The sequence below is a fragment of the Coriobacteriia bacterium genome (assembly GCA_018368455.1).
In the GTDB taxonomy this organism is placed as follows: Bacteria; Actinomycetota; Coriobacteriia; order Coriobacteriales; family UMGS124; genus JAGZEG01.
Window position 1 is genome coordinate 54,906 of the sequence record JAGZEG010000010.1, and the last position, 14,064, is coordinate 68,969.

A 14,064-nucleotide genomic window follows, 5' to 3' on the forward strand; every position below is an offset into this window, starting at 1 on the left:
AAGAAATGGTGGGCCCGACAAGGTTCGAACTTGTGACCTTACGGTTATCAGCCGTACGCTCTGACCAACTGAGCTACGGGCCCGAAGTTCTGGATTATCATATGCAAGGAATCCCGTCAGGTCAACAACGAATTTTGAGAATTTGCCATCATCACAATTCATCACATTCTTTGGATAGAATGCGAAACGAGAGCCGTGTCGACAGAGGGGAGGGCTCGCATGATACGCGTCACGCTCGAGACTCTCGTGATGGGTGCCATCCCCGGTGCCTCCATGCTCATCCTGCGTCCCATTTCTCGCGAGGGAGAGCACGACCGCGTCCTGCCGATCTGCATAGGGCCGGTCGAGGCGGCTGCCATCGGTAAGGCCGTATCCGGCGAGCCGAGTACGCGCCCCATGACGCATGGCCTGCTGTCTACCGTCATGGGCACGCTCGGTGGCAAGCTCCAGCGCATCGTGATTACGCGCGTGCGCGGCACGGTGTTCTACGCCAACCTCCACGTGAAGCAGGGTGATGTCACCCACAAGATCGATGCCCGTCCCAGCGACGCAATCGCGCTCGCCGTGAGGCTCAAGGTACCCATGTACGTTAGCGAGGACGTCATGGAGGCAGCGAGCTTCCCCGCGTGGGTCAACGTCAAAAAAGAGCGCGACGAGGCCGAGATGCGCGAGTTCCACGACTTCGTGGAACATCTCTCCCCCAGCGACTTTACTCTATAGCTCCGGAGAGGCGGCCTGTGCTGATCCTACGTATGCCAACCGTCGATGACAGGGACGACGTGCTGTCGTTCTATCGGGAATGCGGGCTGGCCGGAGACGCATGCATCGGTCACGCCGGATACGAAGAATACGACTCCTGGCTCCTCGGGATGCAGAACAGGCATACGGGGCAGGACCTGCCGGAGGGATATGTCCAAGAGGACTTCTACCTCTGCTTCGACGGTGACCGCCTTGTTGGCGTATTCAGCCTGAAGTTCGAGCTGACCGACTATCTGCTGAACTTCGGCGGGCACGTTGGCTACGCCGTTCGCCCGTCCGTGAGAAACCGCGGCCTGGCGACGCGGATACTTCGACAGGGACTGGAGAAGGCGCGCCAGCTTGGACTTTCGCGCGTCCTGTGCGTCTGCGACGAGGACAACATCGCCTCGGAGCGCGTCATTCTCAACAACGGCGGCGTCTTCGAGAATGAGCTGTTCGATCCTGAGGAGAACGTCGCCGTGAAACGGTATTGGATCTCGCTCTAGAGGACGCGCCCGAACCTCACTGACATGCCCCGGTCGGCTTCTTGGTATTTCTGCTCGTAGGGGGTACCTCGCGGGCAAGAAATGACCTTATGTATGGGGACATTCCCGAATAGGCGATGACGTCCGGTTGCGACCTGGGAGTTTGCGCCCAGCCAGGCACGCTGACGATCGGTAGGCCATACACAGGTCCGCTTTCGGGCCACATCTCGCCCCCTGTCGCACAAAAAAGGGAGGACGGTTCGATCCCCGTCCTCCCCCTTCAATCCGAAACGCTCAGCGACCCCTACTCGGCGTCGCCCTCGGAAGCGGGCTCGTCGTCGGCACCGCTCGTGCCCTCAGACAGGCCGTCAAGCTCCTCGTCGATCGTGTCGTCCTCGCCGTCGCCCAGGTCGACCTCGTCGGGGTTCTCCGTCACGGCACCCAGGTCGAGCGCGCTCTGGCCCTCGGGCAGCGGCTTTGCAGCCTTGGGCTTGGCCTGCTTCATGCGAGCAAGCGCAGCCACCTTGTCACCCTCGGCCACATCCATGATCTTGACGCCCTGCGTCGAGCGGCCAAGTTGGCTGATGTCCTTGACCTTCACGCGGATGACGACGCCCTCGACGCTCACGATCATGAGCTCATGCTGCGGGCCCACGACCTTGAGAGCAGCGAGCAGGCCCTTCTTGATCGTCATCTGGATCGTGAACACGCCCTGGCCGCCGCGGTTCTGCTCGGGGTAGTCCGCGACGGGCGTGCGCTTGCCGTAGCCCTTCTCCGTGATGACAAACAGGTCGCCCTTGTCGTTGGAGATCTCCATGCCCAGCAGGTGAGCCCCGTCAGTCAGCGTCATACCCTTGACGCCCGACGTGGCGCGTCCCATGCCGCGGACCTGCGACTCGTCCCACTTGATGGCCTTGCCGGCATCGCTCACGAGGATAACCTTGTCGCCGGCCTGGACGCGGCGCACGGCGATGAGCTCGTCGTCGCTGCGCAGGTTGATGGCGATGATGCCGTCGCGGCGGCTGCGGCTGTACTCGCTCATGGACGTCTTCTTGACCATGCCCTCACGCGTCGCGAACATGAGGTAGTCGTCCTCGGGGAAGTCGCGCGTGTTGATGACGGCCGAGATCTTTTCGCCCTCTTCGAACGGCACGAGGTTCACGATTGCCGTACCGCGCGCCGTGCGGCTCGCCAACGGCAGCTCGTGCACCTTGAGGCGGTACACCTTGCCCTTCGTCGAGAAGAACAGCACGTACTCGTGCGTCGAGGCCACGAAGATGCGCTCGACGAAGTCGTTGTCCTTGAGGCTGACGCCCTGCATGCCCTTGCCGCCGCGGTGCTGCGAGCGATACGTTGCCACAGGCAGGCGCTTGACGTAGCCGGAGTGCGTGATCGTGACGACCATGTCCTCGTCGGCAATGAGATCCTCGACGTTGAGCTCCTTCGTGCCCTCGACGGAGATCTCCGTGCGGCGCGGATCGGCGAACTTCTCCTTGATCTCGAGCATCTCCTCCTTGATGACGCCCAGGATCTTAACGGGGTGCGCCAGCAGGTCCTCATAGTAGGCGATGGCCTTACGCAGGCCTTCGAGCTCGGCCTCGATCTTGTCGCGCTCCAGGCCGGTCAGGCGGCGCAGCTTCATCTCAAGGATGGCCGTCGTCTGCTCCTCGGAGAAGCCGAAGCGCTCGATGAGGCGCGCCGAGGCCTCCGCATCGGTCTGCGACGAGCGAATGATGGAGATGACCTCGTCGATGTGGTCGAGGGCCATGAGGTAGCCCTCGAGGATGTGGGCGCGCGCCTGGGCCTTCTTGAGGTCATAGCGCGTGCGCCTCGTCACGACGTCGACCTGGTGGTCGATGTAGTACTGGAGCATCTGGCGCAGCGTCAGCAGCTTGGGCACGCCGTTGACCAGGGCGAGGTTGATGACGCCGAACGTCGTCTGCAGGCTCGTGAACTTGTACAGGTTGTTGAGCACGACCTGTGGGATGACGTTCTGCTTGAGTTCGATGACGAGGCGCAGGCCCTTGCGGTTCGACTCGTCGCGCATGTCGGAGATGCCCTCGATGCGCTTCTCGTTGACGAGCTGGGCGATCTTCTCCTGCAGCATGCCCTTGTTCACCTGATAGGGAATCTCGGTGAACACGAGGCGGTTGCGACCGGTCTTCGTCGTCTCGACGTGGGCCTTCGCGCGCACAGTGATGGAGCCGCGGCCCGTCTCGTAGGCATCACGAATGCCGCTCGTGCCCATGATGAGGGCACCGGTCGGGAAGTCCGGGCCGGGCAGTACCGTCATGAGCTCGTCGGTCGTGGCCTCGGGGTTGTCGATGAGCATGCACGTGGCGTCGATGGCCTCGCCCAGGTTGTGCGTCGGGATGTTCGTGGCCATGCCGACGGCGATGCCGTTGCAGCCGTTTACGAGCAGGTTGGGGAAGCGCGCCGGCAGCACAGACGGCTCGCGCAGCGACTCGTCGTAGTTTGGCTGCCAGTCGACCGTGTCCTTCTGCAGGTCGCGCAGCAGCTCCATGGCCGGCTTGGCCAGGCGGCTCTCCGTGTAACGCATGGCGGCCGCCGAGTCGCCGTCGATGTTGCCGAAGTTGCCGTGGCCGTCGATGAGCGGCGTACGCATGGAGAACCACTGCGCGAGGCGGACCATCGTGTCGTAGACAGCGGAGTCGCCGTGAGGGTGGTACTTGCCGATAACTTCGCCGACGGTCCATGCCGACTTCTTGTGGGGCTTGTTCGGGAAGATGCCACTCTCGTTCATGGCGTACAGGATGCGGCGGTGCACGGGCTTGAGGCCGTCGCGCACGTCAGGCAGGGCGCGGGCCGTGATGACGCTCATCGAGTACTCGATGAACGACTGCTTCATCTCGCGGCCGAACTCCTTGACCTGGAGCATGCCGCCGTTGATGTCCGTGCCGCCGTCCTCGCCGCGTGCGACGTTGCCGAAGTCCTCTTCCAGCTCGTCGTCATCGTCGTCAGAAGACACGGCGTCGTCGCCCGTCTCGTCGGCGGCGTCGGGGTCGTAGACGGGCGCGTCGGAGTCGTCGCCCTCGGCGCGGGCCAGCAGGCGCTTAAGGTCGTCGGGCAGGCCCGCGGAGCCTTCCCGGTCGTTCGTGTTCATGTCGTCAGCCACAGTTGGCCTTTCTCATTCGATGTCGATCATCGGCGCGTTCCATCGCAACGCAGCAGCCGGGGTTCTGCAACCTCCTACGCGTCGAGGAAGCGGGCGTCGTGGGCGTGCTCCTCGATATAGCTTCGACGGAACTCCACCTGGTTGCCCATGAGCTCGCGCACGGCGCGCTCGGCAAGGGCGCCGTCCTCGATAGTGATGCGCTGCAGGATGCGCGTCTTGGGGTCCATCGTCGTCGAGGCAAGCTGCTGGGGATCCATCTCGCCCAGACCCTTGTAGCGCTGGACGGAGTAGCCGCGATTCTTCTTCGTGACCTCCTTGCCCTCGCGCAGGGCCTCGAGGTCCTCGTCGGACGCAACCTCGTCGCGTGTCTTGAGGCCCATCTCGATCAGCTTGTTATTGAGGATCTCGTCTTCGGGCGTGCGGCCGTCCGGATAGACGTAGCTGATCTTCTTGCCCTTCTTGATGCCGAAGATGGGCGGGCAAGCGGCATAGACGTAGCCAGCCTCGATGAGCGGGCGCATGTACTTGTAGAAGAACGTCATGAGCAGGATGCGGATGTGTGCACCGTCAACGTCGGCGTCCGTCATGATGATGATCTTGTGGTAGCGCGCCTTGGACAGGTCGAAGTCACCACCCTCGCCGTTGGCATTCGTGACGCCCGTGCCAATGGCCGTGATAAGCGACTGGATCGTGTCGCTCGAAAACGCTCGGTGGTCGCCGACGCGCTCGACGTTGAGGATCTTGCCGCGCAGGGGCAGGATGGCCTGGATGTCACGACGACGTCCGTCCTTGGCCGAGCCGCCTGCCGAGTCACCCTCGACGATGAACAGCTCGGTCATGGCAGGCTCGCGCACGGAGCAGTCGGCCAGCTTGCCCGGCAGGCTCGCGCTCTCGAGCAGACCCTTGCGGCGCGTAGCCTCGCGGGCCTTGCGAGCGGCTGTGCGGGCACGGCTCGCGGCGATAGCCTTGTTGCAGATGGCGCGGCCCTGGTTGGGGTGCTCCTCCAGGTACTCTGCCAGGCCATCGGCCACGGTGGACTGCACGAGCAGACGCATCTCGGAGTTGCCGAGCTTCGTCTTCGTCTGGCCCTCGAACTGCGGGTTCGACAGCTTGACGGACACGACGGCCGTCAGGCCCTCGCGCGTGTCATCGCCGGACAGGTTGTTATCCTTGTCCTTGAGGATGCCCTGCTTGCGCGCGTAGTCGTTGATCGTACGCGTGAGCGCCTGGCGGAAGCCCTCGAGATGCGTGCCACCATCCATCGTATAGATGTTGTTGGCAAACGGCATGACGCGCTCGCTGTAGCCGGTGTTCCACTGCATCGCGATCTCGACTTCGCCGTTCTCGTCCGTACCGCCCTCTTGCGTCGTCTTACGCTCGAAGTAGATGGGCTTGGACAGGCCGGGCAGGATCTCGTTGCCCTCGTTGAGGTACTTCACGAAATCGCTGATGCCGCCGGAGTAGCAGAACTCTTCGACGCGCGGCTCAAGCTCACGCTCGTCGGTGAAGACGATCTTGAGGTTCTTGTTGAGGAACGCCATCTCCTGGAGACGGTTCGAGATGGTGTCGTGGTCGAACACCGTCGTCTCGGTAAAGATCTCCTCGTCGGGCCAGAACGTCACCGTCGTGCCCGAGGCGCGCGACTCTCCCTTATCGAAGTCGATCTCCGTGAACTTGCCGGTGACCTTGCCGCGCGAGAACTGCATCTCGTACTTGTGGCCGTCGCGCTTGACGCGCACGATCGTCTTCTTCGAGAGCGCGTTGACGACGGAGATGCCGACGCCGTGCAGACCGCCCGACACCTTGTAGCCGCCGTCGCCGAACTTGCCGCCGGCGTGCAGTACGCACATGACGACCTCGAGCGTCGGCTTCTTGAGCTTGGGGTGCTTGTCCACGGGGATGCCGCGGCCGTTGTCGACGACGCTAACGGAGTTGTCGAGGTGGACTGTTACCTCGATCTTCGTGCAGAAACCAGCGAGGGCCTCATCGACCGAGTTGTCGACGATCTCATAGATGAGGTGGTGCAGGCCAGCAGGACCCGTCGAGCCGATGTACATGCCCGGGCGCTTGCGCACGGCCTCGAGACCCTCAAGAACCTGGATTTTACTACCGTCGTATGCTTCGGATACCTTCTCAGGCACGAGTGTCCCTTCCCGCCGGGCGGGGCCGCCACATAAACAAGCGGCTGCCGCCTTGTATACACATGTGATACATTATAGATGAATGCCTGTAAAAAAAGTCGGTACAGCAACTACTGTACGGAATGCCTCATGAATGCTTCAGAGGCTATCTGAGGCCCGATTTAGTGTCCCTTTGACTTTTTCCACGCAAACATGGCCGTCATCGCATCCTGGACGCTTTTCCGCAGCCTTGCGTCCGTGATGGGCTCAACGCGTCGACGCACGGCATCAAGCTCGTCGGGCGTTAGGCGAGCGGGAACGTACACAGGCTGCACTCCGTAGTTGGCGACGGAGCCGTTGTGCCCGGCAGCTCGGGCCGACTTCGAAAGCTTGAACATGACATCGTCCACAGCAAGGTCGGGATCATGCCGCTCACAGAGCATTGTCCACTCTTGGAACAGCTCGTAGCGACGCATAGAGAGCTCCTGTACCCACACGCTGCTATCGACGTAGAACGTCAGAACGCGGCTCACGCGACGCTCCGTCAGAGACACGCCCGTGACATGCGTGCGTACACGCTCGTCAGACATCATGCGCCAGATGCGCAGGGCGCGCGACGTCAGCGACCAGGCACTCGAGGTACGGAAAATGCCGTCAGCTGCCCGTCCCGCAAGCGCGCCCGCTGATTGCGGGACGCAGGCACGTCCGGCGTTCTGCTTATCGAGCCGCGGATCAAACTGGGCGGCGATGTCTTTGCCCGTGGCGACAGCATCGGCAAGATCGGCCCGGCTCTCGGCGTCCAGCTTCGGGCGCACGGCGGGGTTTTCCCGCCTATCACGGGCAGCGCGGCCCGCCTCGCTCGCCCTACTCATGACCCATGTCCACGATACGCACGCTCCCCAGCTCGTCGGGCGTGAAATAGTCGAGGTTCGTCGTCGTCATGATCGTCTGCACACCCGTATGGATGAGGTCGAACAAGGCCGAGCGCCTCGTGGCATCCAGCTCACTCATGACGTCGTCGAGTAAGACGACGGGGTAGGTTCCCGTCATGGCCCGCACGAGGTTCACGTGAGCGATCTTCTCGGCAAGGCTGATCGTGCGTTGCTGTCCCTGTGAGCCAAACAGGCGCGCTGGCCTCCCGTCAATCGCAAACGTCACGTCGTCGCGGTGCGGTCCGGCGAGCGTCACGCGCCGCGACAGCTCTGCGACGCGTAGCTCCCCCAGACGTGCCCGCAGAGCCGCTTCGACATCCGCGCGCGAGACGTCCACGTCGAGTGCGGGGGCGTAGGAGCTCTCGTAGCCCACATCCAGCCGCTCGCCCGGCGCGATCGATGCATAGGCGTCAGCGATGAGCGGCGTCAGGCGTGCGAGCAGCGAGCGCCGATATAGGTACAGCGTCGCCCCCGCGCCGACGAGTGCCTCCGTCCACGCCTCGAGCATGCCGTTGGGACGGGGGTCGGCCCCTGGCTCCCCTGCAGGGTCGTCGACGCGCAGCAGGGCATTGCGCTGCGCCAAAGCCCGCTGGTAATCGCGATGGACGCGCCTGTACGCCTCGCTGAGTTGAACGCCAATGTCGTCAAGCATGGCGCGCCGCCCCGAGGCCGGCCCCTTGATGACCATGAGGTCGTCAGGATAGAACAGGACAGAGGGCATGAGACGGGCACCCTCCCCCATACGGCGAGCCTTGCCATTGACGAGCAGGCGCTTCTTGCCCTCCACGACCTCAAACGCAACGTCGACGCGGCGTTTCTCCCCCTCAAGCAGCATGGAGACGCGACAGGATGATGCCCCCTCACGAACAAGGTCGCTCGGCCCTGCAAGATGACGGAAGCTCTGCCCGCTCGTCAGAAGCGCGATGCCCTCGACGCAGTTCGTCTTGCCCACCGCGTTGGGCCCCACGAGCACCGTGAGGCCGGGGTTGGGCTCCAGCGTTCGAGAAGCCATGTTCCTGAAGTCGCGGTACTCGACCCGCGTGATGGTGAGAGCCACGCCGTCGCGCGCCTAGTAGTTGTGGCGCACGGGCATGACGAGGTAGAGGAAGTCCACCTTGCCGAGGCTCTTGAAGATGCCCGGGCGCAGGGGGCTCTCGGCCTCGAACGTCAGGATCTCGTCCCCGTCGCCCTTCTGCACGCAGTCGTAGATGAAGCGCGAGTTGAACGCGATGACCATGTCGTCTCCTTCGACCTCGCAGGGGATCTCCTCGCGCGCGTTGCCCTGGTCGGGAATGTTCGACGTGATAGTCAGCAGGTTCTGCCCGGCGTCGATAGAGAAGCAGATCTCGGAGTTCGTCGCCGTCATGGCCTTGACGCGCTGCATGGCCTCGTACAGCACGCCCGTCTTGATGCGCACGCCCGTCGCGTGCGATGTCGGGATGAGCTTGCGGTAGTTCGGGTACGTGCCCTCGATGCGACGCGTCACGTAGACGGCTTCCCCGAACAGGAACACGATCTGGGAAGCGTTCGTACCAATCGTGATCGACTTGCAGCCAGCCGCGAGGGACAGCACGCTGCGCAGGGCCTTGGCAGGCACGATGACTTCGAAGTTTTCGACTTCGGAGACGATCTTCGTTTCAGCAACGGCCAGACGCACCGAGTCCGTCGTCACGAAGCGCACCATGTCGGGTGTGATATTCACAAGGACGCCGTTGAGGATGGAGCGCATGCGATCTGTCGAGGCGGCAACGCCTACGCGTGCGATCATCTCGTTCAGCGAGTCCGTCGGCACTTCGACCATGCTGTCGAGGCTGTACTCCGGGAAGGCAGGGAAGTCCTGGGGGCTGAGCGTGTTGAGGCTATAGAAGCTAGATCCGCACGTAATGGAGAGCTTCGTCCCTTCGGTCTTGAACGAGATCGCCATGTCAGGAAGATGGCCGATGATGTCATTGAGAAGCTTGTAGGGCACGACGGTCTGCCCCGGCTCCTCGACATTGGCAATGACGCGCTGGCGGATGCTCACTTCCATGTTCGTGTTCTCGAGCTGGAGGGAGCCCTCGGTTGCCGTGAGAAGGACGCCCGAGAGGATGGGCAGCGTCGAGTTCATGTCCATGCCCTTGACTGTGATGGCAAGGGCATTCTTGAGAGAGTCCCTGTCTATGACGAATCTCATGATGTGCTGCATCCTTCCGCCGTGCGCTGCTATCGGTGTTGCCCGCCACTCGCTCCCGAAGGGGCTGTGGAGTGAAAACGTCCTCTACCGTACTCCCCTTATATAGGTATAGGTAGTAGTGGTAGTAGGCGCTGTTCTTATGGTTGAAACCTTGCTTTCCCGCAGGTGGGGGGCCTTCTTTTCCCCACACGAGCTCTGTTGATGCAATTCTACCTTGTGTTGGATGACCGAGGCATGCCCGCGGAGGCGCTGTTTGCAAACCACCGATATGCAACGGCAATCCAACTGCGTTCCCACAGGTTATACACCGACCTCTCGACGGGAACGCCCTGGGATTTCAAACGACTTCTCTCAAACTATCCACTGAGTTTTCAACAGGCAGATCCCACATCTTGCGGTTTTGCGTGATGCTCAACCACAAGCCTTGGATGCTTCCTTTTACGCGGTGCGGCCTTCGATCTTACGTTTGAGGGCCTCCAGGCGCGCGAGGAACACCGGGTCCTCCTGACTCAGCAGGTCGATCTTGGAGATGGATGCATAGACGGTCGAGTGATCGCGCCCAAAGGGGCTGCCGATGGCCTGATAGCTCTCGTCTGTCATCTGGCGGGCGAGCCACATCGTAATCTGACGCGCCTCGCTGACGGGTTTCGTGCGCCCCTTGCCTTTGATGTCGGCTGAGGGAACGCCGAGCTCCTCGCACACAACGTCGATGATCATGGCGATGTCGACGCGCCTGCCCGCTTTGAACAGCTTGTCCCGGACAGCCTTGATGCGCTCGTGCGTGAGGGGCTGTTGGGGCGTGACGGCCTGTTCTGCCAGGACGCGCGTCAGGAAGCCCAGCGTCTCGCGAATGCTGTTCGGGGCGAGTTCCGCCATGTAGGACAGCGCATCCTCCGAGAGGCTGACGCCGTGGAAGCGCTTGGAGCTCTGACAGTACGTCTGGGAGTAGCTATGCAAAATGGCGCGCTTGAGCTCGAAGTTCGGGGCGGAGATGTCGATGATGAGCCCCATGCCGAACCGCTGCTTCAGACGCTCGTCGAGCTGCAGGTAGTCGGGGGGGACGTCGGCGGTGAGCACGACGGATTTCCCCTGCATCGTCAGCTGGTTGAATATGTCGAAGAACGTGACCTGTGTGGCGTCCTTCTTTTGGAAAAACTGGACGTCGTCGACGAGCAGGACGTCGGCCTGCCGGTAGTCGCGCAGGATCTCGGCGCCGCGCTTGCCCTCCTTGAGGTCGCTCGTATAGGTGTCGAGCAGATCTTCCGCGCGCGCGTACGAGACATTGATGCCGGGGCGGTACATCTGGATGTAGTTGCGGATGGCGTGGAGCAGGTGCGTCTTGCCCATGCCCGGCTTGCTGTACAGGAACAGCGGGTTGTAGGGGACGACTTCCTCCTCGGCGATCGTGCGGGCTGCGTCAAACGCCATGCGGTTTGCCTCACCGACGACAAACGTTTCGAACGTGAGGTTCGAGAGCGGCTCTGCCGGGGCGGGGGAGGGGCGATCGGCGGCAGCTACCTGGGCCGACACTTCGGATGACGGCGGAGCGACGGGGACGGGAGTGGGTTCCGGCTCGTCGGGTTCGGCGTACTGAACGGCCTGGTCGTCGGGAGCCGAGGACCGAGATTCCGCTGCGAAAGCAGGGGTCTCCGCCGGCACCGCCGGAGGCTCGACCTGAGTCGGGGTGGCTGGGGGGACGGAGCTGAGCTGCGCTGCGACGGGCGGCTCCGCCGACGTTTGTGCCGTCTGGATGCTGGGGCGCGCTGCTTCTAGGGACGCCGAGACGGCTGTTGGAATCTTGGCCCGCAGGCCGACGAGCGGATGAGTCGTGCGGCTCACTGCCGCCTGGGCCCCGGCAAGTGCGGCGGGGCTCAGGGAGGGCGTCTCGGCCGGTGACTCTACGGCGGCAGGTGTGGGAGCTGCGGTAACGGGCTGCGCGGAGGGTACCGGGCTTGGCTGGGCTGGCACCGGTGCGGGCGTGGGCGTGACGGATGCCGCCGACGATTCGGGTGACGACGGACTGTCAGCGAAGAGCGACGGGTCCACGACGACAGACAAGGATGCCGGCTCCATCGTGATCTCGTGGATGGACGCCTCGATGGCGGCCCGGTAGTTTGTCATGACGCGACGCTCGGTCCACTTGAGCTTCGTGGCGCATACGAGCGTCGTGCCGTCGAACGACACGGGCAGCAGGCGCTCGAGCCACTGCGCCATCTCTGGGTCACCCGACTCGCAGGCCAGCTGGACGACGTCGCCCCAGAGCATGGCGGCTTCCTCGCGGGATTCCTCGTTCATGCGCATCACCTATTCCCGTTCGTGAGGGGGCCAAGCTGACCGACGATCTGACGTCCTATGTCCGTGAGCAGGTACTTTTGCCCCTGCTTGATCACGTAACCCATCTGCTGCAGAGCCGTGAGACGCCGTGAACCCGTTGCCGTTGGCATACCAAGCTCCTCGTGCAGCTCTTTGGGTCCGACGCCCTCGTGGTGTCCGAAGAGCGAGAGGATGGCGATCTGCTCGTCGCTGAGCGGCGCCGCCAATGACGCGGAGGCACTCGCCTGGGGCACCGGTGCGGGCGTGGACGTGACGGATGCCGCCGGCGATTCGGGTGACGACGGGGCGTGGACGACGCTGCCCCAGAGAATGGCGGCTTCCTCGCGGGATTCCTCGTTCATGCGCATCACCTATTCCCGTTCGTGAGGGGGCCTGACTGGTTGGCTACCTGGCGCCCCATGTCCGTGGGACGGTACTTTTGACCCTGTTTGATGATGTAGCCCATCTTCTGCAGCGTCGCGAGACGTCGCGACCCGGTGCCCCCGGAGATACCGAGCTCGTCGGTCAACTCCTTTGGCCCGATGCCCTCATGATGTGTGAAGAGGGTCAGGATGGCGATCTGCTCGTCGCTGAGCGGCGTCCCTGATGCTTTGGGGGCGCCTGCGTGGGGTGCAGCTTCTCCTGGCATACCGGCGGTTCCTGCGTACGATCCCGTCGGGTAACCGGTGCCCATGGGAAGGCCGGACATCTGGCTGGGTGCGACGGCCTGGGATCCGGGTGCGCTATATCCCGCGGGCTGGACCGGGTAGCCGGGGAACGTCTGGCTGCCTGCGGGTGGGGCGGCGGGGTAGCCGGGCGCTGGTGTGGGATACGCACTCGTGCCGCCCGGATAGCCGGGCATGCTTCCCGGGTATGCCGGGGTCGCCCCCCACTGGGATTGCGGGTAGGCGGCGGCCCATCCACCCGCCGCCTGCGTCCCGTAGCCGGGGTAGCCTGACGGATATGCTTGCTGGCCAGCAGCGATGCCGGCGCCTATCTCATGGCTCGGCGCACCGTACGGCCATGGGGAGCCGGGTTGTGCCGCCGGATATTGCGCGGGGGTTCCGTAGCCCGTCGTGGCCGGGAACCCGACAGGGGTGTTGGCTTGCGGCGTCGTGGTGCTCGGCGTCTCCGGCGCGAAGGCACCTCTGCCGGGTGTTCCCTGCGGGGATGGCGCAGCGCTTTCGGTGGGTGCGCCGTTTTTGCGTACGAGCGAAACGGTGACGATCGTGCCGTGACCTAGGTTGTCCTCGATCGTGAGTGTTCCGTTGTTACGACGGATGTACTCCTCGACGATGGGAAGGCCACTGCCGACGCCGCGGATGTACTTCTTCATTGCGCGCGTTGCCGACGTGAACGAAGGCCGCATGGCATCGCGCTTGTTGGGGATGCCCGGACCCTGGTCGCTGAATACGATGGTCTGACCGCGATCGAGGATGGAGATCGTCGGCTCGATAAACGCCGCGTGGATGTAGTTCTCCACGAGCTCGCGGATCATGGAGAACGCGAACGTGCCGCCCTGCTGTGTCACGAGATCGTAGGTCGTGCTCGTGATCTCTGCGAGGTAGTCACGGATGTCTTTTGGGTCTACGACGACGACGCGCGGCGACATCTCCATGTCGTCGTACACCGCGATACGTGCCGGGTAGATGGGGACGCCGAGGCTGGGGGCTGCGGTGTTATCTGCTTGGGATGCTGATTGCGATAGAGGTGCTGCTTCGGAGGGGCGCTCAGGAACCCCGGGCACTGCCTGGGCCCCGTTGTCCACGAAGGGATAGAAGTCGTCCGCCACTCGCGCCTCCCGTCATAGAGCCAAAACGCGGCCGACGACCGCAGGCTCCCCATTGTGCCACGTCGTGCGCGTGCCCGCCGCGCATTCCGCCGACAACGTCGTCTTGCGACTTTCAGAGATAGCGTTGCCCCCCGTGATGCGTTTCGTTGAAAGTTTCGCTGGATGATGTTGTGACATCCACTTGCGTGGAAGATTTCAACACTTTCCACGAACCTTTCAACGGCATTCCGCTCGCTGTCGACGTTTCCGCTGGTAAGTATCGACTGTTTCGACAGATATTTCAACAGGAAATCTAGTCTTTCAACAGGCAAAACAATCGTTCAAACAGAAAAACATTCCAAAGCTGTTGAAAGTTTCATTCACAACGGCGGAAAC

At 63.0% G+C, this 14,064-nt stretch carries 10 protein-coding genes and 1 tRNA gene; 2 read left to right on the plus strand and 9 right to left on the minus strand.

Annotated elements, in window-relative coordinates; genetic code table 11:
• Positions 1-6: 6 nt before the first annotated feature.
• A tRNA-Ile gene (locus tag KHZ24_07725) sits at positions 7-83 on the minus strand.
• Between the two features lie 136 nt (positions 84-219).
• On the opposite strand from KHZ24_07725, the gene KHZ24_07730 reads away from it, so the two are divergent.
• Both KHZ24_07730 and KHZ24_07735 read left to right on the plus strand, forming a co-directional pair.
• Positions 220-720 carry a bifunctional nuclease family protein gene (locus tag KHZ24_07730; protein ID MBS5451082.1) on the plus strand — a complete coding sequence of 167 codons (501 nt, stop codon included), beginning with the start codon at positions 220-222 and terminating at the stop codon, positions 718-720.
• Between the two features lie 17 nt (positions 721-737).
• Positions 738-1,244 carry a GNAT family N-acetyltransferase gene (locus tag KHZ24_07735; GenBank protein ID MBS5451083.1) on the plus strand — a complete coding sequence of 169 codons (507 nt, stop codon included), beginning with the start codon at positions 738-740 and terminating at the stop codon, positions 1,242-1,244.
• 283 nt (positions 1,245-1,527) lie between these two features.
• On the opposite strand, the gene gyrA is transcribed toward KHZ24_07735, so the two are convergent.
• The 8 genes from gyrA to KHZ24_07775 form a co-directional block, all read right to left on the minus strand.
• Positions 1,528-4,347, minus strand: a complete 2,820-nt coding sequence (gene gyrA, locus KHZ24_07740) for a DNA gyrase subunit A (GenBank protein MBS5451084.1) — start codon at positions 4,345-4,347, stop codon at positions 1,528-1,530.
• A gap of 86 nt (positions 4,348-4,433) precedes the next feature.
• Positions 4,434-6,500, minus strand: a complete 2,067-nt coding sequence (gyrB, locus tag KHZ24_07745; GenBank protein ID MBS5451085.1) for a DNA topoisomerase (ATP-hydrolyzing) subunit B — start codon at positions 6,498-6,500, stop codon at positions 4,434-4,436.
• 161 nt (positions 6,501-6,661) lie between these two features.
• A complete protein-coding gene (locus KHZ24_07750) occupies positions 6,662-7,351 on the minus strand; it encodes a hypothetical protein (protein MBS5451086.1) in 690 nt (229 codons plus the stop codon).
• Entirely contained in the window at positions 7,344-8,468 is a 1,125-nt protein-coding gene (locus KHZ24_07755; GenBank protein ID MBS5451087.1) for a DNA replication/repair protein RecF, read from the minus strand. The genes KHZ24_07750 and KHZ24_07755 overlap by 8 nt, the downstream gene beginning before the upstream one ends.
• Positions 8,469-8,480: 12 nt before the next feature.
• On the minus strand, positions 8,481-9,584 hold the full coding sequence (gene dnaN / locus KHZ24_07760; GenBank protein MBS5451088.1) for a DNA polymerase III subunit beta: 1,104 nt from the start codon (positions 9,582-9,584) through the stop codon (positions 8,481-8,483).
• A gap of 438 nt (positions 9,585-10,022) precedes the next feature.
• A complete protein-coding gene (locus tag KHZ24_07765) occupies positions 10,023-11,879 on the minus strand; it encodes an ATP-binding protein (protein MBS5451089.1) in 1,857 nt (618 codons plus the stop codon).
• A 5-nt stretch (positions 11,880-11,884) separates the two neighbouring features.
• On the minus strand, positions 11,885-12,259 hold the full coding sequence (locus tag KHZ24_07770; GenBank protein MBS5451090.1) for a helix-turn-helix domain-containing protein: 375 nt from the start codon (positions 12,257-12,259) through the stop codon (positions 11,885-11,887).
• 5 nt (positions 12,260-12,264) lie between these two features.
• A complete protein-coding gene (locus KHZ24_07775; protein MBS5451091.1) occupies positions 12,265-13,689 on the minus strand; it encodes a winged helix-turn-helix transcriptional regulator in 1,425 nt (474 codons plus the stop codon).
• Positions 13,690-14,064 lie beyond the last annotated feature (375 nt).